The sequence below is a fragment of the Stenotrophomonas rhizophila genome (assembly GCF_020857975.1).
Lineage (GTDB): Bacteria > Pseudomonadota > Gammaproteobacteria > Xanthomonadales > Xanthomonadaceae > Stenotrophomonas > Stenotrophomonas rhizophila_C.
Map to the genome: position 1 here is coordinate 255672 of NZ_JACWUO010000002.1, position 19405 is coordinate 275076.

The window sequence follows — 19405 nt, forward strand, 5'->3', positions numbered from 1 at the left end:
TGTGCTACCCGCACTGCGGGAGCTGAACGCGGCGCGCCATCGCCGCAGCTGACTGCCACCGGTACCGGCAACGCTGACCCGGGCGGCGGTGCTGGCCGTACGCAGGCGAATCGGGCAAGCTCCGGGGTCAGTGTGTTTTACGGAAACAGCCGATGCCCCACCCCGCCCGCGCCCTGGCGCTTGCCATTGCCTCCTTGCTGATCTTCGGTGCCGCCGCACCGGCCGAAGCGGCCAAGAAGAAGGCCAACCGGCCCGCCGCCGCGCAGACCCGGCAGGCGGCCAAGCCCAAGGCCAGGCCGCGCGCGCGTCCGGCCGCCCCGGCCCGGCAGCCGCTGGTGCGCCAGCAGAGCAAGGCTGCCCAGCTCAACCGCATCTACGATGAATACTGGGATGCCTCGATGCGGCTCAATCCGCTGCAGGCCACCTTCCAGGGCGACACCCGGCACAACGACCAGCTGCCCAACATCCTCTCGGCCGCCTACCGCCAGCAATCGCACGATTTCACCATCGAATGGCTGGGCAAGGTCGAGAAGATCGGCGCCGATGGCCTGGACGGGCAGGACCTGCTCAGCTACCAGATCTTCGTGCGCGATGCGCGCATGTCGCTGGCCGCCGAACAGTTCCCCAGCTGGATGCTGCCGGTCAGCCAGTACTACAACCTGGGCAGCATCATGGCGATCCTGGGCTCGGGCTCGGGCGCGCAGCCGTTCAACACCGTGCAGGATTACGATACCTGGTCGCGGCGCTCGCTCGGCATCGCGCCCTTGTTCGACCAGGCCATCGCCAACATGCGCCAGGGCATGGCGGCCGGCGTGGTGCAGCCGCGCGACCTGATGGAAAAGGTGCTGCCGCAGCTGGATGCGGTGATCAAGCCCAGCGCCGAGGAAAGCATTTTCTGGGCGCCGGTGCGCAACCTGCCCGAAGACCTGCCGGCCGCCGACAAGGCGCGCATCAGCGCCGAGTACAAGCGCATGATCGAGTTGCGGATCATGCCGGCCTACCGCGCCCTGCGCGGCTTCATCGCCACCGAATACCTGCCGGCCACGCGCGCCAGCGACGGCCTGGGCGCGCTGCCCAACGGCCAGGCCTGGTACACCCAGAACATCGTGCAGAGCACCGCCTCCACGCTGGACGCGCAGCAGATCCACACCCTGGCCGAACAGCGCGTGGCCAGCCTGCAGGCGCAGATCGCCGGCATCCTCAAGGACAACCGGATCCGCGGCTCGCAGCAGAAGGTGCTGCGCAGCATGCGCACCGACAAGAACTTCCAGTACGCCAACGCCAATGCGCTGCTGGCGCGCTACAGACAGCTGCAGGGCCAGGTCGGTGGGCGCCTGCCGGCGCTGCTGGGCACTCAGCCCAAGGCCGCGCTGGAAATCCGTGCGGTCGAGCCTGAGCGCGCCGCCAGCGCGGCAGCGGTGAGCTACCAGCCGGCGCTGCCCGATGGCATGCGCCCGGCCATCCTGTACGTCAACACCGGCAACCTGCCCAGCCGCCGCCGCTGGTCGGCACCGATGCAGTTCCTGCATGAAGGCATCCCCGGCCACCATGTGCAGCTGGGCCTGCAGCAGGAACTGGACAAGCTGCCGCGCTTCCGCCGCCTGGGCGGCGACATCGCCTTCATCGAAGGCTGGGGCCTGTATGCCGAATCGCTGGGCGAGGAACTGGGCGTCTACCAGGACCCTTACGAGCGCATCGGGTACCTGCAGGCGGCGCTGACCCGTGCCGCGCGCATGTCCGCCGATACCGGCGTGCACGCGCTGGGCTGGAGCAAGCGCCAGGCGGTGGACTACCTGGTCAAGACCACCGACATGCCCACCGAGGATGCCAACGCCGAAGTCGAGCGGTTCATGGCCTTGCCCGGGCAGACCCTGCCCAACGGGCTGGGCGAACTGAAGATGATCCAGCTGCGCGACCGCGCCAAGGCCGCCCTGGGCGCGCGCTTCGACCCGCGCCGCTTCCACGAGGAAGTGCTGCGCGACGGGTCGATGCCGCTGGATATCCTGGAGGCCAAGATCGGCCGCTGGATCGCCAGCGAAACCGGCGCCGCGCCGGCCACGCCCTGACCGATGGACGCGCCATCTCCCCTGCTGCTGGGCGTGCACCACGTCGCGCTGATCGGTGCCGACTATGCGCGCTCGAAGGATTTCTACACGCGCATCCTCGGCCTGCGCGTGCTCGATGAGCATTACCGCGCCGCCCGCGACTCCTGGAAGCTCGACCTGGCCCTGCCCGACGGCAGCCAGCTGGAGCTGTTTTCCTTCCCCGGCGCGCCGCCCCGGCCCAGCCGCCCCGAAGCCCAGGGCCTGCGCCACCTGGCCTTCCGCGTGGCCGCACTGGAACCGATGATCGCCCGCCTGGCCGCGGCCGATGTTGCGTGCGAGCCGATCCGCACCGACGAATACACCGGCCGCCGCTTCACCTTCTTCGCCGACCCGGACGGGCTGCCGCTGGAGCTGTACGAGATCCCCTGACCCGGCCTTCCGGCCCGCCGCGACCTGCGGCCCGGCATTGCCCATACCCCGCCGAATGGGTATACAGTCGGCCTGTACCGGCCACCTGCGCCGGCATTCACGGACATCCCTGGGAGGGGAACATGCGCAAGACCTTCAAGACCCTGTTGCTGGCCCTGCCGCTGATGCTGGCCGCGCTTTCGGCCAGCGCCGCCGATGGTGCGGTCGGCCGCTGGAAGACCATCGACGACAAGACCGGCAAGGTGAAGTCGATCGTGGAGATCACCCAGGCCGCCAACGGCACGTTGACCGGCAAGGTGGTCGACATCCTGCATTCGGACAAGGGCCCCAACCCGGTCTGCGACGGCTGCGAGGGCGCCAACAAGAACAAGCCGGTCAAGGGCATGACCATCCTGTGGAACCTCAAGGCCGACGGCGCCAACGCCTGGTCCGGCGGCACCATCCTGGACCCGGGCAACGGCAAGACCTACAAGTCCAAGGCCAAGCTGCAGACCGGCGGCGCCAAGCTGGACGTCTCCGGCTGCGTGGCCTTCATCTGCCGCGCCCAGACCTGGGTCCGCGAGTAAGCCCCGCGCGGGTTCCAGCCCCCGTAACCCGGCTTCGGCCGGGTTACTGCGTTTTGGCGTGCGATAATCCCTGGTTCCCCTGGCAACAGCGCCCACCATGACCCGCACCGCTCTCGTCACCACCGCACTGCCCTATGCCAACGGCCCCCTGCACCTGGGCCATCTGGTCGGCTACATCCAGGCGGACATCTGGGTGCGTGCGCGTCGAATGAGCGGCGGCAAAACCTGGTTCGTCTGCGCCGACGACACCCACGGCACCCCGATCATGCTCGCCGCCGAAAAGGCCGGCGTGACCGCCGAGACCTTCATCGCCAACATCCAGGCCAGCCACGAGCGCGATTTCGCCGCCTTCGGCGTCGCCTTCGATCACTACGACTCGACCAACTCGGCGGCCAACAAGGCGCTGACCGAAGCCTTCTACCTCAAGCTCGAGGCCGAAGGCCACATCTCGCGCCGCTCGGTGGCCCAGTTCTACGACCCGGCCAAGGGCATGTTCCTGCCCGACCGCTACATCAAGGGCATCTGCCCGGTGTGCAGCAGCCCGGACCAGTACGGCGACAACTGCGAAGTCTGCGGCGCCACCTACGCCCCCACCGAACTCAAGGATCCGCGCTCGGTCATCTCCGGCGCCACCCCGGAACTGCGCGACTCCGAACACTTCTTCTTCGAAGTCGGCCACTTCGACGCCTTCCTGCGCCAATGGCTGGCCGGCGACGTCGCCCTGCCCGGGGTCAAGGCCAAGCTCGGCGAATGGCTCAACGCCGACGGCGGCCTGCGCGCCTGGGACATCTCCCGCGACGCGCCCTACTTCGGCTTTGAAATCCCCGGCCAGCCCGGCAAGTACTTCTACGTCTGGCTGGATGCCCCGATCGGCTACCTGTCCAGCTTCAAGACCTTGTGCGGCAAGACCGGCGAAGACTTCGACGCCCACCTGCGCGCCGGCACCAGCACCGAACTGCACCACTTCATCGGCAAGGACATCGTCAACTTCCATGGCCTGTTCTGGCCGGCGGTGCTGCACGGCACCGGCCACCGCGCCCCGACCCGCCTGCACGTCAACGGCTACCTCACCGTGGACGGGGCCAAGATGTCCAAGTCGCGCGGCACCTTCGTCATGGCCCGCACCTACCTGGACGTCGGCCTGGAACCGGAAGCCCTGCGCTACTACTTCGCCGCCAAGTCCGGCGGCGGCGTGGACGATCTTGACCTGAACCTGGGGGACTTCATCGCCCGGGTCAACGCCGACCTGGTCGGCAAGTTCGTCAACCTGGCCAGCCGCTGCGCCGGCTTCATCAGCAAACGCTTCGACGGCCGCCTGGCCGATGCGCTGCCCGATGCCGCCCAGTACGACCGCTTCGTCGCCGCCCTGGCGCCGATCCGCGAGGCCTACGAGCGCAACGATCCGGCCGCGGCCGTGCGCCAGACCATGGCCCTGGCCGACGAAGCCAACCGCTACATCGACGATGAGAAGCCGTGGGTGATCGCCAAGCAGGACGGCGCCCACGCGCAGCTGCAGGCCGTCTGCACCCAGGGCCTGAACCTGTTCCGGGTGCTGGTCACCGCGCTCAAGCCGGTACTGCCGGCCACCGCCGCCCAGGCCGAAGCCTTCCTGGCCGCGCCGGTGCAGGACTGGACCGACATCGCCCGTCCGCTCACCGCGCACACCATCGCCGTGTACGCCCCGCTGTTCACCCGTATCGACCCGAAAATGATTGACGCCATGACCGACGCCTCCAAGGACACCCTCGCCGCCGCCGCGCCTGCCGCCCCGGCCAAGCCCGCCAAGCCCGCGCCCGCACCGGCCGCTGCTTCGGCGGCCACCGACGGCCCGGCCTATATCGGCATCGACGACTTCGCCAAGCTCGACCTGCGCATCGGCAAGGTGCTGGCCTGCGAATTCGTGGACGGCTCGGACAAGCTGCTGCGCTTTGAGCTGGACGCCGGCGAACTGGGCAAGCGCCAGATCTTCTCCGGCATCCGCGCCAGCTATGCCGAGCCGGAAAAGCTGGTCGGCCGCAACGTGGTCTTCATCGCCAACCTGGCCCCGCGCAAGATGCGCTTCGGCCTGAGCGAAGGCATGATCCTGTCGGCCGGTTTCGACGGCGGCGCGCTGGCCCTGCTCGATGCCGACAGCAGTGCCGAGCCGGGCATGCCGGTCCGCTGAGCGCGGCGGCGGGGCGGCCACAGCGCCGCTCCGCCCTGCCCATCGGCAAGGAGGAGCGGGCGTGGAACTGGCACTGTTCGATTTCGACCACACGGTCACCACCTGCGACACCTATGGCCGTTTCCTGCGCCGCGTGGCCACGCCCGAGCAACTTGCCCGGGCCTGGTGGAAGGTGGGGCCGTGGCTGCTGGCCTACCGGCTCAAGCTGATCTCGCCCGAACGCATCCGCGCCCGCGTCACCCGGCTTACCCTGGGCGACCGCCACGCCGAGGACATCGCCACCCAGGCCGCCGGCTACGCGCGCGATGTGCTGCCCGGCCTGGTGCGCCCGCAGATGCTCGAACAGATCCGCTGGCACCTGCAGCAACGCCATACCGTGGTGGTCGTGTCCGGCTCGCTGGACCTGTACCTGCGCCCCTGGTGCCAATCGCTGGGGCTGGAGCTGATCTGCAACCGGCTGGAAAGCCGCGACGGACGCCTGACCGGCCGCTACGCCGACGGCGACTGTGGCCCGCGCAAGGTCGAACACATCCGCCGACGCTACGATCTGTCACGCTACCAGCGCATCCACGCCTATGGCGACAGCAGCGAAGACCGACCGATGCTCGCGCTCGCCCACGACCGCTGGTATCGCGGCAAACCCCTCAAAAAATAGTGTTCCCGCGCAGCCGACGCCACGCATGCCCAACCCCAGCCCTGCCCTGATCGAACGCCTCGACCGCCTGTTGCCGCAGACCCAATGCGGCCAGTGCGGCTTCGACGGCTGCCGCCCCTATGCCGACGCGATGGCCCGCGGCGAGGCCGGCGTGGACCGCTGCCCGCCCGGCGGCGACGACGGCGCACGCGCCTTGGCGCATGTGCTCGGCGTGGCCGCCATCCCGTTCGACCGCAGCCGCGGTGAACACAAGCCCGCCCAGGTCGCGCTGATCGTCGAAGCGGACTGCATCGGCTGCACCAAATGCATCCAGGCCTGCCCGGTGGACGCCATCGTCGGTGGTGCCAAGTACATGCACACCGTCATCGCCGATCTGTGCACCGGCTGCGAGCTGTGCATTCCACCGTGTCCGGTGGATTGCATCGAGTTGATCGCAGCGCCCGCCCGGTAACGCCGGACGTTGATCGCAGCGCCGGTCCCGTAACGCCGGACGTTGATCGCGGCACACGCCCGTAGCGCCGGGCTCTGTCCGGCTGCTGTTGAATCTGCATGGCCGGCGGGCAGCCGGGCAGAGCCCGGCTCTACATGCACCGCGAGAGCGGTGACGCATGGGCGCATGGCGATGCGTCGAGCACCACGGCGCCCATCGGTTCCCGTGACGCGGCATGGCCCGGCGGCCGTCGCCGACCGTTACGGCAACGCCGCGGTCACCACGATCTCCACCTTCCAGCTCGCATCGGCCAGCCTGGCTTCCACCGTCGCGCGCGCCGGCGTCATGCCCGCCACTACCCACTCGTCCCACGCGGCGTTCATGCCGGCGAAATCGTTGATGTCGGCCAGGAATACTTCCGCACGCAGGATGTGCTGCTTGTCGCTGGCCACCAGCGCCAACAGCTTGTCGATCTCGGCCAGCACCTGCCGGGTCTGGCCGGTGATGTCCTGGCTGGTGTCTTCCGGAATCTGCCCGGACAGATAGGCAACCTTGTTGTGCACGGTCATCTCGGACATGCGCGGGCCGACATCGAAACGTTCCAACATGGCGATACTCCTCTGGGTGAACCTGCATTGTCACCGATGCAGCCTGCGCGTGCCCTTGCCGGCAGCCAATGCCGTGCCGGCGCACCCTTGGCAAGTGCCGGTATCAGGCGCACGATGCGCGCGCACGGACAGCCACGCCCCGCCTTTACTTCCTCATCGCCCGCCCCCGGAGCATGCTGTACCGATGACCGAACCAACCCCCGCTCCCGCCCCGGCCCGCGTCGGCTGGCGCCGCGCCGCCACCGTGGTTTTCAGCCTGGCGATCCTGGCCCTTGCCCTGCGCGGCCTGGCCAGCGAGTTCGACGAACACGGGTACCGCGCCATCCGCGAAGCGTTCCGCCATCTGGGTGCCGGCCAGATCGCCCTGACCGTGCTGCTGGGCCTGGCCAGTTACGCCTGCCTGATCGGGTTCGACGCGGTCGGGCTGCGGCGCAGCGGCAAGCGCCTGCATCCTGCACGGATCGGCATCACCGCCTTTTTGGCCCACACCATCGGCCAGACCCTGGGCTTTGCCGCCCTCACCGGCGGCGCGGTCCGCCTGCGCGGCTATGGCGGCGCCGGGCTGTCGCTGGGCGAGATCGGCCAGGTGGTGCTGATGAGTACCCTGGGCTTTGTGTTCGGCGCCTGGCTGCTGCTGGCACTGGCCTTCCTGCTAGAACCCGGTGCCGCCGCGCTGGCCCTGCCGGTGTCGGTGCAGGTAGTGCGCGTGTCCGGCATCGTCGGCCTGCTCGCCTACCTCGGCACCTGGCTGGCGGTCGGCCGCGATGGCCGCAGCTTCCAGATCCGCAGCCACAGCCTGTGGTTGCCGGACCGCCGCACCATGCTCGGGGTCACCGCGCTGAGCGTGGTCGAACTGGTGCTGGCCAGCGCGGCGTTCTACGTGCTGCTGCCGATGGATACCCCTACCGGTCTGCCCGGCTTTGTCGGGCTGTACCTGGTGGCGGTACTGGCCGGCCTGGTCTCCAGCGTGCCGGCCGGGCTGGGCGTGTTCGAATGGAGCCTGCTCAAGCTGCTGCCGCAGGTAGCGCCGGCGGCGGTACTGGCCGCCGCGCTGATCTACCGGGTCACCTACTACGTGCTGCCGTTGCTGCTGGCCACGCTGCTGGCGCTGGGCCCGGCGATGCGCAAACCGCTGCGGATCGGCGCCGGCGCCACCCGCGCCGGCTGGACCGCGCTGCGCCCGTGGCTGCCGCAGATCATCGCGCTGGCGGTGTTCAGCGTGGGCGCGGCGCTGGTGATCGACGGCACCCTGCCCACCCCGCGCCGGCACCTGGTCAACGCCTCGCTGCCGGTCCTGGAAACCTCGCACCTGCTCGGCAGCCTGGCCGGCGTGGCCTTGCTGCTGATCGGCCAGGGCCTGCAGCGGCGCAGCCATGCCGCCTGGATACTGGCACTGGGCATCTGCGTGATTGCGCCACTGCCGATCTGGCTGCGCGGCGGCCAGGTATTGATCGCGTTGTCGGCGTTGCTGGTAGCGATGGCGTTGTGGGCCTCGCGCCGCGAGTTCTATCGCCAGGGCGCGCTGCTCGATGAAGCCTGGTCGTGGCCCTGGATCCGCAACCTGGGCCTGGTGCTGGTGGCGGTGATCTGGCTGCTGTTCTTCGTCTACAGCCATGTCGAATACCAGAACGAGCTGTGGTGGCAGTTCGCCGCGCAGGGCAATGCACCGCGTGCGCTGCGTGCGCTGCTGGTGGTGGCCATCGCGTTGACCATCTTCGGCCTGGCCCGGCTGCTGCACAACACGCGCAGCCCGCTGCCGCCGGCCGATGCCCCGACCCTGGACGCACTGGCCCCGATCCTGCTTGCCGCGCACGATACCCAGGCCTGCCTGGTGCTGACCGCCGACAAGGCCGTGCTGCGCGACCCGGACAATCGCGGCTTTGTGATGATGCAGCGTTACGGCGGTTCGCTGATCGCGATGGGCGATCCGGTCGGCCCGCCCGAGGTGGCGCGCGCGTTGATCTGGCGCTTCCGTGAGGAAGCCGACCGGCTCGGCCTGCGCCCGGTGTTCTACCAGGTCGGCGAAGCCTACTGGCAGACCTACCTCGACCTGGGCCTGACCCTGGTCAAGCTCGGTGAGGAAGCGATGGTGCCGCTGCAGGATTTCGGCCTGGAAGGACGCGAACGCGCCGACCTGCGCCAGGCCTGGAACCGCGGCAAGCGCGGCGGGCTGAGTTTCCGCGTGGCCGCACCGGAAGAAGTGCCGGCGCTGCTGCCGGCGCTGTCGCTGATCTCCCAGCAATGGCTGGACGACAAGGCCGGCGACGAGAAAGGGTTCTCGCTGGGCAGCTTCGATCCGCAGTACCTGGCGCGCTTCCCGGTGGCACTGGTGGAAGCGAACGACCGCATTGTCGCCTTCGCCAACCTGTGGCAGGCACCGGCCGGGCAGGAGTTGTCGGTGGACCTGATGCGGTACATCGACGATGCGCCCAAGGGCACCATGGATTTCCTGTTCATCGAACTGTTCCTGTGGGGGCGCGCCAACGGCTTCCACCGCTTCTCGCTGGGCATGGCGCCACTGTCGGGCCTGGCCCAGCACCGCCTGGCCGGCCGCTGGAACCGCTTTGCCAACCTGGTTGCCCGCCACGGCGAACGCTTCTACGGTTTCAGTGGCCTGCGCCGTTTCAAGTCCAAGTTCGCCCCGCAGTGGCGCGCCCGCTACCTGGCCGCCCCCGGCGGCGTCCACCTGCCCGCCGCCCTGCTCGACGCCACCCGCCTGATCTCGCTGGATCCGCGCCGCCACGATTGAGTGGCGGCAACGGCGATGCCGTGGCGCGACAACGACAGCCCAGGCTTCAACGCTGCTGCAACTGCTCCAGCAAGGTCCGCGCCAGGCGGTCGTAGTCGCCCTTGAAATGATGGTCGCCCGGCAAGCTGATCACCTGCGCATTGCCCGCCGGCAACGACGGGCACAACGCATCGCCATCGTCCTGGCCGTACAGGCACAGCGTCCTGCCCGCCGGGAGCCGGGCGATCTCCGGCGCGATCGGCGTGCCATCGCCGCCACCACCCAGCCAGTTGCTGACATGGAACTCGTAGTCGGCGTTCCTGCCCACCGACATCAACCCGATCATCGCCACGCTCCCGCGCGCCGCCGGCGACATCTGGTTGATCGCCGCCGGCAGCACATCGGCCCCCTGCGAAAACCCCACCAGTACCACCCGCTTGCGCTGCCACTGCTGGCTGTAGTGCCGCATGATCCGCTCCAGATCGCGCGCGAACCCCTGCGGCGTACGCGCAGTCCAGAAATAGCGCAGCGAATCCACCCCGACCACCGCAACCCCCGCCTCGCCCAGCGCCGCGGCCACTTCCTTGTCCAGGCCGGCCCAGCCACCGTCGCCGGAGACGAAAATCGCGAACGTGTCGCCCGGCTTGGCCGGCGCCACCTCCACCACCGGCAGGCCTTTCAGGTCATCCGGCGGCGGCGCCAGGCTCACCCCCTGCTGCGCACCGATCACCTGCGCTGCGGCCAGCAGCCCGGGCAACGCATCGCCGCCATCGGTACGCTGGAACTGCCGCCCCATCGCCACCTTGCGCACGAACGCGGCCGCACTGCCGGCCGCGCAATGCTCGCCGCCGGCCGCGTCCAGCCACGGGAAGTTCAACTCGGCCGGCAGCAACCGGCCGTGACTGCTGCCGGCACCGCAGACCTCGCGCTGGCGCGCATGGTCCGGGCAGAAGCCGGTGGTCAGCAAGCCGGCAAACACCTGGGTGTCGGCCTGCGCGGCCACCGCATAGGCCAACCCGGCGCCCTGACCATCACCGCCGATCAGCGGCAGGTGATAACCCGGCACATGCAGGAACGCCTGGAAATAGCGCGAAAAATTCTCCACATCGCCGGCACCGAACGCGCAGTCGCCGCTGCGTTCGCGCGCCAGCACCTTGCGCAAGCGGGCCACATCGACCTGGGCCACCAGCGCGCCCTGCGCCTGCAGCGCCTCGATCCGCTGCTGCGTACGCGCCCGTTCGCCGCCGCCGTCGAACCACACCACCACCCGCTGCGGGTGGCCGGCCGGCAGGTACACCGGAATGTCCTGGAAACGCCCATGGCTGACCTGCGTCACCGGTGCCGCGCCGGCCACCGTCGCCAGCCCGCCCATCACCAGCCCCAGCACCGCACCCACACTGGCTCGCCGCATCGTCACGCATCCTCTGTAAGTCCCGCCACGATACGCCGGTCGCCCGCCCACGGCATGTACACGCCGTGGCTGCAACGCCTCAGCGCCGTGCGCGCCGCGCCTGCCACCAGCACTGCAGCGCCACCGCCGCCAGCCACGCCACCACCATCGCGATCACCAGCTTCTGCCCGGCCCCGCGTGGCGGCCCACGCCACAACACATGCAGCCACAGCAACACGAAGCACAGCCAGGCCCAGCCCCAGGCCAGACCGGCCCAGCGCGACCACTGCGGGTCGGCACGCAGGTACCAGCTCTGCAGCAGCATCGCCACGCTCACGCACAGGAACGCGGTATTGGCCGCCAGCCCGTGCACCAGCGGGGCCAGCAACGGCGCGCGCCCAGGCAGCCAGCTGTCGCCGATCGCCACCGTGGCCAAGCCCAGCGCGGCCACGCAGAACAGCAGCGGGGCGGCCGCACTGCGCCGCGGCGACGCGCTGCCGGCGTGCAACGACCCGGCCAGCAGCACGATCGCCAGCGCCAGTACGCAATAGGCGGTACGCAACGCCACCCCCCAGGGGCCGTGCAGGTACAGGCTCAGCGTGGCCCGTACCGGGTCCAGGTCGGCGCGGGCCCATTGCGTCCATGCAGCGGTGGCCACGAACAGCAGCAGCGCCAGCAGGGTGACCAGGGCGAGGGTGCCCTGCAAACGGGGCGACCAGCGCGCAGCGGCGGGCGGCGGCATCGGGCGCGGCATCCCCAGGGCTCAGCCGCCGGCCTCGGGATGGCGCAGCTTCCACGCCGCCAGTGCCGCGCGGTAGGCCTGCAGCTCGTCGCTGTACAGGTCCAGCACGCACAACGGGCAACCGCTGCCGCAGCACTCGCTGGGGCCGGGTTCCTGCGGCGGCTGCGGGCGCGGATCGGAGGCGGGGCCGGGATCGGGGACGGGCACGGACATGGGCAGGGGAAAGACGGTCACGGCACTAGTGTAGCCAGACAACGGCTCAGGCGGTCCGTCGGCGCAGGTTGGCCCGTGCCGCCGCGTCCAGGCGTTGGTGGAAGAACTCGCTCAGGAAGATCCGCGGCTTGAGCAGCAGCTGTTTCAGGAAACGGCGCCGGTTGAGCCGGAACAGGAAGCCGGGTACGTGCCCGGCATATTCCTCGGCAATACCGCGGTCATAGGCATCAAACACCGCCGCCGGCGCGCCGAGGATGGCCATGTCGCAATCCAGGAACAACGCCGCATCGGCGTCGACCTCGGTTGCCGACAGGGCGCCGTGGCGGGCAGTCAAGGCGATCAGCTGCACCACCCGCGCCACGTCGATGCCCTGCCCCGGCAGCCAGCGCGCGATCGCCGCCGCGGCCAGCTCGGCCGAGCGCGCCTCGTTGTCGCTGCGGCCGGCCTGGTAGATCGCATCGTGGTACAGCGCGGCCAGTTGCACCTCGGCCGGCTGCCGCCAACCCGGGCCCTCGGCAACCGCCTGGCAATGCTGCAGTACCGCCTGCACGTGCGCGAAGTTGTGGTACGCCCGCGGCGGCATCGCGTAGGCGGCTTCCAGTTCGGCGACCAGGCCGTCCGGCAGGGGAATCGGTTCGAAATGCATGGTCCATCATTGGCCCGGGCACCGTCGGCTGGCAAGCGGCGCGGCGGCCGGATTGTTGACGTTTTTTTCACCAGCGGCCGCAAAAGCCCGGGCGACAGGGCGTGCCCCCGGTTGTCCACAGCTTTGCCCATGGCTGATCCACACCGGCGGTGGATGGCCCGATACGCCGATGAGCGGCGCGCCAGTGGCCCGGCATCGGCCTAGACTGGACCTACCAACGGCCCGGCACGCTGCGAGGTGATCATCATGTCCGCCTGGAAAGCCCTGGCCCTGCTGGCCGGCCTGGCCGCCTCGGCCCCTGTCCCGGCCGCTACCGCGCAGCCCACCGCCGCCGCGCCGGAAACCACTGCCACGCTGCCCACCGCCGAACAGATCCTGGCCGTGCCGCCGGCATTGCAGGCCCTGCTGCAACAACGGGTGATCGCCCCGGGCGCCTCGCGCGAGCAACGCCTGCAGCGGCTGCTGCAGCTGATCTTCGACGAACAGGGCATGCACCTGGAATACGACCCGTATGCCACCAACACCCTCACCGAAACCTGGCAGACCGGGCGCGCCAACTGCCTGTCCTTCACCCTGCTGTTTGTAACCCTGGCGCGTGCGGCGGGGATCGACGCGCGCGTGCAGGAAGTGGCCCAGGTGGTGAGCTGGCACCAGGACCAGGGCGTGATCTACAGCGTCGGCCACGTCAATGCCGGCATCGTGCTCAACGGCCGCGACGCGGTGGTCGACCTGGACCGCAACGTGCTCTACGACCGCTACGGCCCGCGCCCTATCCCGGCGCAGCGCGCCCTGGCGCACTTCTACAACAACCGCGGCGCGGCCAGCATGGCCGCCGGCGATACCGGCCAGGCGCGCGCCTACCTGCAGCAGGCGCTGGCGCTGGCACCGGACCTGGTGGCCGGCTGGAGCAACCTGGGCGTGCTCGAGACCCGCCTGGGCAACCTGGCCCAGGCCCGCCAGGACTACCTGACCGCGTTGCAGCTGCACCCGCGGCACGCCGCCAGCCTGACCAATGCCAGCGCCCTGTTCCGCCGCCTGGGCGACACCGCCCAGGCCGCGCAGCTGGCCCGGCGCCTGGAGCAGGTGCAGCGCAGCGACCCGTTCGTGCAGTTCCAGCTTGGCAACCAGGCCGAACAGCGCCACGACTACGCCCGGGCCATCCATTACTACCAGCGCGCGGTACGGCTGTATGACAGCGCGCACCAGTTCCACTTCGGGCTGGCACGGGCCTACTTCCTGGCCGGCGAAAACCGCCGGGCGTCATTGGAAATGACCCGTGCGCGCGACCTGGCCGGCGACAACGCCGACGTGCTCAAGGCGCGCTACCAGGCCAAGCTGGGCAGCCTGCAACGCTGGCGCCAGCGCAGCGCCGCGGCCAACTGAGCCGCGGGCGGGAAGGACTCAGGCCTTTTTCAGGAAACAGGTCTTCAGCACCAGGCCCTTGATCTTGTCCGAGTTGCCTTCGATGTGCTCGGCATCGTCCTCGACCAGGCGGATGTTGCGGATCACCGTGCCCTGCTTGAGCGGAATCGAGGAGCCCTTGACCTTCAGGTCCTTGATCACCGTGACCGTGTCGCCGCCGGCCAGCACATTGCCATTGCTGTCGCGTACCACCACGCCCTGCCCACCGGCCTCGGCGCCGGTCCACTCATGGCCGCAGTCGGCGCAGATCCACAGCGCGCCATCGGCATAGGTATTTTCCAGGGTGCATTGCGGACAGGCAGGAGCGGTGGACATGGTGAAGCCTTGGGATACTGAACAACCCCCATTGTAACCGCCCACCCGCATGGCCCTTGCACCGGCCGGCGGCTTGCCGCAAAGTGCGCGCCCCCCAGACCGGCGTCCCGGCCCCGCATGAAAATCGGCATCGACTTTGGCACCAGCAACTCCGCCGCCGCCGCGGTGGTCGACGGCCGCGTGGTGCCGATCCAGTTCGGCCAGGCCCAGCAGTTCCGCACCACGGTGTACTTCCCCGAAGTGATGCGCGACCCGAACGACTTCGCGCTGACCCCGGCGCTGGAGCACGACCTGGCCCGCCTGATCGAGGCCGCCGCGCGCGACGCGCGTGCCGCCGGCCAGGAGCGCGCGCCCGACGCGCTGCGCCGCGAGGCGCTGCGGGTGGTGCGTCGGCAGTGGATGGAAGAGCAGATGCGCGCGCCGTTGAGCTCGACCAAACTGCTGCAGAACGCGGTATACGGCGACGAGGCGCTGGAAGCCTATTTCGAGGAGAACGAGGGCAACCTGGTGCAGAGCCCCAAGTCGATGCTGGGCTACAACCTGCACCCGCGCGCGCGCCAGACCATCACCGGCATCGCTACCCACATCCTGGAACACATCCGCCTGACCGCCTCGCGCCAGCTGGAGCAGCCGGTGCGCACCGCCACCCTGGGCCGGCCGGTGCAGTTCCGCAGTTCGATCGGCGCAGCCGGCAACGACCAGGCGCTGGACATCCTGCACACCGCCGCGATCGCCGCCGGCTTTGACGATGTCGATTTCCTCGAGGAACCGGCCGCCGCGGCGATGCACTACCACGCCGAAAGCGCGCAGGAACACGACGCGGTGGTAGTGGACATCGGCGGCGGCACCACCGACATCGCCCATGCGCGCGTGGGCGGCCGGCAGCCCCCGAAGATCCACCGCGCCTGGGGCATCGCGCGCGGCGGTACCGACATCGACCTGGCGCTGAGCCTGGGCGGCTACATGCCGCTGCTGGGCCGTGGCGTGAGCCGCGTGCCCAACCACCACTACGTGGAAGCGGCGATGGTGCAGGACATGACCCGCCAGCGCGATTTCCGCCAGTACAACTACCGCGATGTCGATGCGCCGTGGGGCAAGCGCCTGCAGGCGCTGCAGGACACCGGCAACACCGCGCGGCTGTACCGTGAAGTGGAACAGTGCAAGATCGCGCTGAGCAGCGCCGCCGGGCACGACAGCAACCTGGACTTCATCGAGCGCGGGCTGGCCGTGCAGGTCGACCGCGCGCGGCTGGAAACCGCCGCCGGCGGCTACCTGGGCGAACTGGGCAGCCTGCTGGAACAGGTCCGCGCCGATATCGGCCACGACCCGGCCGCAGTGTTCCTCACCGGCGGCATGTCGCGCGCCGGTTATCTGCAGGACGCGGTGGCCGCGGCATTCCCGGGCTCGACGCTGGTACGCGGCAACCCGTCGTTCGGCGTGGTGCACGGGTTGGCGTGGGCGGCCGCTTCTTGAAGGCTTGAATCAAACACTGGACTGACGGTTTCTCTGGCTTGGGTCGGGACATGTGGGTTTCCGGGACACGCCGTAAACCCCGCTCCGCGGTCCGGTCCAGCCGCTGGCGGCTGGCCGTTCGGGCGCATGCGAGGCAGTGCCTCGCAAGCAATGCGCTCTCACCCCTGGGGGCTCGTGAGCGCCATCCATGGCGCCCAACGGTCCCGGAAACCCACACGCCCCGCCCCGTTGACAGTAAATCGGTGGGCATAGAAGAAGCGGCGGTTCGTTGGGGGAGAGAGTACCGAGCGTGGCTCAGCACCACCGAAGCAAAAGCGGAAGGCCGTGTCACCGTCTCAAGCCAGCGGCCAGGACGGCCAGCCAGTGGCAGCCGAGCAGAGCCTGGCGAGACGCGGTCTGCCTTTGACCTTTTTGTGCGCACCAGCCAACTGTAGAAGGTGCGCCGTGTGTGGGTTGGCGGGGCCCTCCATCGCATGGATGCGGTGGCGGAGCTTACATGGGTGAGACCGCATGGCTTGCAAGGCACTGCCTTGCATGCGCTCGAACGCACAGACGCCAGCGGCTGGGCCGGGCCGCAGCGCGGTACTTGCAGCGTGCCCCGCCAACCCACACACGGCGCACCCAGCCTGGTAGTACCCGAGTCCAGTGCCTTGGCTCTTCGGCCTTGGTTTTCATCCTCTCCAGCCCCATCACAATGGGAACAAGTAGAGCCTCAAAGCCAAGCGCGACAAGGCCTTTGCCCAACATTAACAAAACGTTACGCCAAAAGCGCTATCATCTTTCCGCTTCAATGCGCAATGCGCATGTCATCGGGCCTCGTACAGGCCACCATCCTTTTCGATGCTGCCGCCTTCCGGATCCGTCCCAGGCGCCGGGATCGTTTTTACGCTGTGATCCGGCTCGCTCCCAGCACGCAGTCCCCCGAGCCACAATGAGAGATTCGATTGGGCGAACGCCTGGTTGTACCAGCCCCAGTTTCCGCTGCCGAACCCGACCCCATCGACTGCCGCCGTTGTGACGCAGTCTGTTGCCGGCTGTCGGTCACGGTGATGCCCGACGACAACGTGCCCGGCTACCTGCTGGACACCGACGAGAACGGCCGCACCGTGATGGCGCGCAACGACGAAGGCTGGTGCGCGGCGATCGACCCCTACCATCTGCGCTGCACCATCTACACCCAGCGCCCCGCGATCTGCCGCCAGTTTGACATGGGCGGCGATGACTGCCGCCTGGTGCGGCAGGACTACCGTCGACAACAGCATGACCTGTCGACGATCTTTTCCACGATCCATCCATGACAGGAGCATCCATGGCCCGTTCGCCAAAGACCTCCCCCAAGGCAAGCAACACCGTTCGCGTCGACCGTAAGCAGGGTTCCAACACGGCCGTCAACAGCGCCAGCATCGCAGCCGACCTGGCCGCGTTCCGCAAAAGTGGTGGCAAGATCGAAGTGCTGGGCAATACCCTGGCATTGAAGAGAGCCGGCTGACGCCGCAGCCGTCCGCACCGGCCTTGCGCCGGTGCGGTGGCCGCACTCAGCGGCCGCCCAGCTCTACCCGCACGCTGCCCGAGTGTGCGTTGATCGAAATATCGCCGTCGCCACCGCCCAGCCGGGTATCCAGGCTGCGGCCGGGCCCATAGCGCGGCTTCTCCACCTGGCCTGCATCGGACTGGATGCCGCCACTGAACGTCTTCACCGCCAACTGCGCCGACACCGTGCGCGGCAGCGCCAGCGTGATCGCCCCGCTGACCGTCTGCAACGACACCTTCCCGCCCGGCGCCAACCCGCTGGCGGCCACCTCGACACTGCCCGAGACCGCCTCGGCCGACAGCCGCTGCACCCGCCCGGCATCCACCCGGATGCTGCCCGACACCGTCTCGGCCGCCACCTCGCCCGATGCGCCGCCGGCCTGGATCCGGCCGCTGACCGCGCGCAGGTCCAGCCGCGGCGTCTGCACCTGCGAGCGGACACTGCCGCTGACCGAGCTCAGTGCCGTCTCCGCGCTGCGCCCGGCCGCCACGATCCCGCCACTGACCGCCGTGGCCTGCAGCCGCCGCACATCCACATCGGCCACCTCGATGTCCGCGCTGACCGTGCCCAGCTGCACCTCCACCGCCCGCGGCACGCGCAGTTCCAATGTCGCCCCACCGTTGCTGCGGCCGCGTGGATACACCACCTCCCAACGCACCCGGTTGGCGCTCTTGTCCTGTTTCAGTTGCAGGCCATCGGCCATCGACCCGCTGAGCTGGACCTCGTTGCGGTCCCACCCGCGCACGCTGACCTTGCCGGCGATATTGCTCACCTCCACCCGTCCCCCCGCGCCCAGTGGCGCGCGCGCATCCACGCGGGTATCGGCCTGCGCCGCCAGCGGCAGCAGCAGGCCCAGAACAGCAATCAGACGCAGCGAATGGTGCATGGGAATCTCCTTCACGATGGCATGCCAGCAGCAGTCATCACCGCTTGCTGGGTAAGTTGCAGGCGCAGCGCGTAGGTGCGCTGCAGTTGTTCGAGCAGATAACGCGAGCGGGGGTTTTCAGCGATGGCCGCACGGATGTGGTCGGCGCTGCTGTCCAGTTCATGCAATGCCGGCTGCCAGTCGCCGGCCACCTGTGCGGCCGGCAGCGAGGCCATCGCCTGCTGGTATTCCAGCGCCAGCGCATCGGCCTGGCGCTGGACCAGGGTCGGCGGCGGCGACTGCGGCGCCGGCATCGGCACCACCATCAACAACGCCAACCCCGCCGCCAGGCCCAACCCCACGCGCAACGGCCAGCGCCGTGGCGCACGCGCCGGCGGTACTACCGTCAATGGCGCACGCGCGGCCGCCGGCAGCTGCGCGGCGATACCCTGCCATACCCGCGCCGGCGGCAACCGCTGCGCCGGCAGGCTGCGCAGGCGTGCCTGCAGCGCATCGTGGTCGTGGTCGTGGTCGTCAAATTCGTTCATGCGTTTTCTCCCAGACGTGCGCGCAACAAGCCACGCGCACGGTGCAACTGCGCCTTGGAACTGCCGACCGCCATCTGCAGCTGGTCGGCGATCTCCTGGTGTTTCCAGCCTTCGATATCGTGCAGCACCAGCACTGCCCGCGCCCGCGGCGGCAAGGTCTCCAGCGCGCGCTCCAGATCCATCACGGTGCCCGCGCAACGGTCCACCGCCGCCAGCGAAGCCAGGCTGTCCCAGCCTTCCTCGCCGGCATCGCAGGCCTGCCAGGTGGCGTTGGCGCGCAGTTCCATCAGGGCCGCATTGACGCCCAGCCGGTGCAGCCAGGTGCCCAGGCTGCTGTCGAAACGGAACCCCGGCAACGCGCGCCAGGCCTGCATGAACGCGTCCTGCAGTGCGTCCTCGGCGCGTGCGGCATGGCCGCCGCACAGCCGCCACAGCACCGCATACATCCGCGGCGAATGGCGGCGGTAGATCCGTTCGTAGGCGGTCACGTCACCGGCCACCGCCGCACGCACCAGGGCATGGTCGTCGGTCGGATCGGCCTCGGTCGGGGTGCGGCTGGCGGGCATGGTGGCGTCGAGCATATCCCTTGGATGCCGGGTCGACCGAAAAGGTTTAAACCGGCCCGGCATCCGGCA

General features: G+C 69.3%; 20 protein-coding genes. 11 read left to right on the top strand and 9 right to left on the bottom strand.

What is annotated here, in order from left to right:
• Nucleotides 1-152 precede the first annotated feature (152 nt).
• The 6 genes from IC535_RS03095 to rnfB all read left to right on the top strand — a co-directional run bounded on the left by IC535_RS03095 (nucleotide 153) and on the right by rnfB (nucleotide 6310).
• The gene (locus IC535_RS03095) at nucleotides 153-2066 is read left to right on the top strand and encodes a DUF885 domain-containing protein (RefSeq protein WP_228884292.1); all 1914 of its coding nucleotides are present in this window, start codon (nucleotides 153-155) and stop codon (nucleotides 2064-2066) included.
• Nucleotides 2067-2069: 3 nt separating this feature from the next.
• Nucleotides 2070-2474, top strand: a complete 405-nt coding sequence (gloA2, locus tag IC535_RS03100) for an SMU1112c/YaeR family gloxylase I-like metalloprotein (RefSeq protein ID WP_228884291.1) — start codon at nucleotides 2070-2072, stop codon at nucleotides 2472-2474.
• Between the two features lie 122 nt (nucleotides 2475-2596).
• Complete coding sequence (locus IC535_RS03105) at nucleotides 2597-3040, top strand: DUF2147 domain-containing protein (protein ID WP_228884290.1); 444 nt, start codon at nucleotides 2597-2599, stop codon at nucleotides 3038-3040.
• Between the two features lie 97 nt (nucleotides 3041-3137).
• Complete coding sequence (gene metG / locus IC535_RS03110; protein ID WP_228884289.1) at nucleotides 3138-5204, top strand: methionine--tRNA ligase; 2067 nt, start codon at nucleotides 3138-3140, stop codon at nucleotides 5202-5204.
• Between the two features lie 61 nt (nucleotides 5205-5265).
• Entirely contained in the window at nucleotides 5266-5859 is a 594-nt protein-coding gene (locus tag IC535_RS03115) for an HAD family hydrolase (RefSeq protein WP_228884288.1), read from the top strand.
• Between the two features lie 25 nt (nucleotides 5860-5884).
• Complete coding sequence (rnfB, locus tag IC535_RS03120) at nucleotides 5885-6310, top strand: Rnf electron transport complex subunit RnfB (RefSeq protein WP_228884287.1); 426 nt, start codon at nucleotides 5885-5887, stop codon at nucleotides 6308-6310.
• A gap of 239 nt (nucleotides 6311-6549) precedes the next feature.
• On the opposite strand, the gene IC535_RS03125 is transcribed toward rnfB, so the two are convergent.
• Nucleotides 6550-6897 carry a RidA family protein gene (locus tag IC535_RS03125; protein ID WP_228884286.1) on the bottom strand — a complete coding sequence of 116 codons (348 nt, stop codon included), beginning with the start codon at nucleotides 6895-6897 and terminating at the stop codon, nucleotides 6550-6552.
• Nucleotides 6898-7081: 184 nt separating this feature from the next.
• Between IC535_RS03125 and mprF the strand changes: the two genes are divergently transcribed.
• A complete protein-coding gene (gene mprF / locus IC535_RS03130) occupies nucleotides 7082-9646 on the top strand; it encodes a bifunctional lysylphosphatidylglycerol flippase/synthetase MprF (RefSeq protein WP_228884285.1) in 2565 nt (854 codons plus the stop codon).
• Between the two features lie 46 nt (nucleotides 9647-9692).
• Here mprF and IC535_RS03135 read toward each other — a convergent pair whose 3' ends face one another.
• From IC535_RS03135 to IC535_RS03150, 4 genes are all read right to left on the bottom strand, one after another.
• Nucleotides 9693-11036, bottom strand: coding sequence for a virulence factor family protein (locus IC535_RS03135; protein WP_228884284.1), 1344 nt, complete (start codon nucleotides 11034-11036; stop codon nucleotides 9693-9695).
• A gap of 79 nt (nucleotides 11037-11115) precedes the next feature.
• Entirely contained in the window at nucleotides 11116-11757 is a 642-nt protein-coding gene (locus IC535_RS03140; protein WP_228884283.1) for a DUF998 domain-containing protein, read from the bottom strand.
• Nucleotides 11758-11778: 21 nt separating this feature from the next.
• Nucleotides 11779-11970, bottom strand: coding sequence for an oxidoreductase-like domain-containing protein (locus IC535_RS03145; RefSeq protein WP_228884282.1), 192 nt, complete (start codon nucleotides 11968-11970; stop codon nucleotides 11779-11781).
• A 46-nt stretch (nucleotides 11971-12016) separates the two neighbouring features.
• Complete coding sequence (locus IC535_RS03150) at nucleotides 12017-12616, bottom strand: HD domain-containing protein (RefSeq protein ID WP_228884281.1); 600 nt, start codon at nucleotides 12614-12616, stop codon at nucleotides 12017-12019.
• Nucleotides 12617-12862: 246 nt separating this feature from the next.
• Here IC535_RS03150 and IC535_RS03155 point away from each other — a divergent pair, with 246 nt between their 5' ends.
• Nucleotides 12863-13999, top strand: coding sequence for a transglutaminase domain-containing protein (locus IC535_RS03155; protein WP_228958650.1), 1137 nt, complete (start codon nucleotides 12863-12865; stop codon nucleotides 13997-13999).
• Between the two features lie 18 nt (nucleotides 14000-14017).
• Here the strand turns inward: IC535_RS03155 and IC535_RS03160 are convergent, their stop codons facing one another.
• The gene (locus IC535_RS03160) at nucleotides 14018-14353 is read right to left on the bottom strand and encodes a zinc ribbon domain-containing protein YjdM (RefSeq protein ID WP_228884280.1); all 336 of its coding nucleotides are present in this window, start codon (nucleotides 14351-14353) and stop codon (nucleotides 14018-14020) included.
• Nucleotides 14354-14470: 117 nt separating this feature from the next.
• Between IC535_RS03160 and IC535_RS03165 the strand changes: the two genes are divergently transcribed.
• The 3 genes from IC535_RS03165 to IC535_RS03175 all read left to right on the top strand — a co-directional run bounded on the left by IC535_RS03165 (nucleotide 14471) and on the right by IC535_RS03175 (nucleotide 17315).
• Nucleotides 14471-15826, top strand: a complete 1356-nt coding sequence (locus IC535_RS03165; protein WP_228884279.1) for an Hsp70 family protein — start codon at nucleotides 14471-14473, stop codon at nucleotides 15824-15826.
• A 998-nt stretch (nucleotides 15827-16824) separates the two neighbouring features.
• Nucleotides 16825-17124 (top strand): YkgJ family cysteine cluster protein, encoded by a 300-nt coding sequence (locus IC535_RS03170; RefSeq protein WP_324250470.1) that lies wholly within the window; start codon nucleotides 16825-16827, stop codon nucleotides 17122-17124.
• A gap of 11 nt (nucleotides 17125-17135) precedes the next feature.
• Complete coding sequence (locus IC535_RS03175; protein WP_228884277.1) at nucleotides 17136-17315, top strand: hypothetical protein; 180 nt, start codon at nucleotides 17136-17138, stop codon at nucleotides 17313-17315.
• A gap of 46 nt (nucleotides 17316-17361) precedes the next feature.
• On the opposite strand, the gene IC535_RS03180 is transcribed toward IC535_RS03175, so the two are convergent.
• Genes IC535_RS03180 through IC535_RS03190 form a run of 3 tightly spaced genes read right to left on the bottom strand, consistent with a single transcriptional unit; the run spans nucleotide 17362 to nucleotide 19351 of the window.
• Nucleotides 17362-18243, bottom strand: coding sequence for a DUF4097 family beta strand repeat-containing protein (locus tag IC535_RS03180; RefSeq protein WP_228884276.1), 882 nt, complete (start codon nucleotides 18241-18243; stop codon nucleotides 17362-17364).
• Between the two features lie 11 nt (nucleotides 18244-18254).
• Nucleotides 18255-18770: a hypothetical protein gene (locus tag IC535_RS03185; protein WP_228884275.1), complete on the bottom strand. Its 516-nt coding sequence runs from the start codon at nucleotides 18768-18770 to the stop codon at nucleotides 18255-18257.
• Entirely contained in the window at nucleotides 18767-19351 is a 585-nt protein-coding gene (locus IC535_RS03190) for an RNA polymerase sigma factor (protein ID WP_228884274.1), read from the bottom strand. The genes IC535_RS03185 and IC535_RS03190 overlap by 4 nt, the downstream gene beginning before the upstream one ends.
• Nucleotides 19352-19405: the final 54 nt, after the last annotated feature.

Coding starts and splice junctions, on each gene's coding strand:
- mprF (WP_228884285.1), top strand. CDS start 7,082: ATGACCGAACCAACCCCCGCTCCCGCCCCGGCCCGCGTCGGCTGGCGC.
- IC535_RS03095 (WP_228884292.1), top strand. CDS start 153: ATGCCCCACCCCGCCCGCGCCCTGGCGCTTGCCATTGCCTCCTTGCTG.
- gloA2 (WP_228884291.1), top strand. CDS start 2,070: ATGGACGCGCCATCTCCCCTGCTGCTGGGCGTGCACCACGTCGCGCTG.
- IC535_RS03105 (WP_228884290.1), top strand. CDS start 2,597: ATGCGCAAGACCTTCAAGACCCTGTTGCTGGCCCTGCCGCTGATGCTG.
- metG (WP_228884289.1), top strand. CDS start 3,138: ATGACCCGCACCGCTCTCGTCACCACCGCACTGCCCTATGCCAACGGC.
- IC535_RS03185 (WP_228884275.1), bottom strand. CDS start 18,770: ATGAACGAATTTGACGACCACGACCACGACCACGATGCGCTGCAGGCA.
- IC535_RS03155 (WP_228958650.1), top strand. CDS start 12,863: ATGTCCGCCTGGAAAGCCCTGGCCCTGCTGGCCGGCCTGGCCGCCTCG.
- IC535_RS03140 (WP_228884283.1), bottom strand. CDS start 11,757: ATGCCGCCGCCCGCCGCTGCGCGCTGGTCGCCCCGTTTGCAGGGCACC.
- IC535_RS03190 (WP_228884274.1), bottom strand. CDS start 19,351: ATGCTCGACGCCACCATGCCCGCCAGCCGCACCCCGACCGAGGCCGAT.
- IC535_RS03150 (WP_228884281.1), bottom strand. CDS start 12,616: ATGCATTTCGAACCGATTCCCCTGCCGGACGGCCTGGTCGCCGAACTG.
- IC535_RS03135 (WP_228884284.1), bottom strand. CDS start 11,036: ATGCGGCGAGCCAGTGTGGGTGCGGTGCTGGGGCTGGTGATGGGCGGG.
- IC535_RS03175 (WP_228884277.1), top strand. CDS start 17,136: ATGGCCCGTTCGCCAAAGACCTCCCCCAAGGCAAGCAACACCGTTCGC.
- IC535_RS03165 (WP_228884279.1), top strand. CDS start 14,471: ATGAAAATCGGCATCGACTTTGGCACCAGCAACTCCGCCGCCGCCGCG.
- IC535_RS03125 (WP_228884286.1), bottom strand. CDS start 6,897: ATGTTGGAACGTTTCGATGTCGGCCCGCGCATGTCCGAGATGACCGTG.
- IC535_RS03160 (WP_228884280.1), bottom strand. CDS start 14,353: ATGTCCACCGCTCCTGCCTGTCCGCAATGCACCCTGGAAAATACCTAT.
- IC535_RS03180 (WP_228884276.1), bottom strand. CDS start 18,243: ATGCACCATTCGCTGCGTCTGATTGCTGTTCTGGGCCTGCTGCTGCCG.
- IC535_RS03145 (WP_228884282.1), bottom strand. CDS start 11,970: ATGTCCGTGCCCGTCCCCGATCCCGGCCCCGCCTCCGATCCGCGCCCG.
- rnfB (WP_228884287.1), top strand. CDS start 5,885: ATGCCCAACCCCAGCCCTGCCCTGATCGAACGCCTCGACCGCCTGTTG.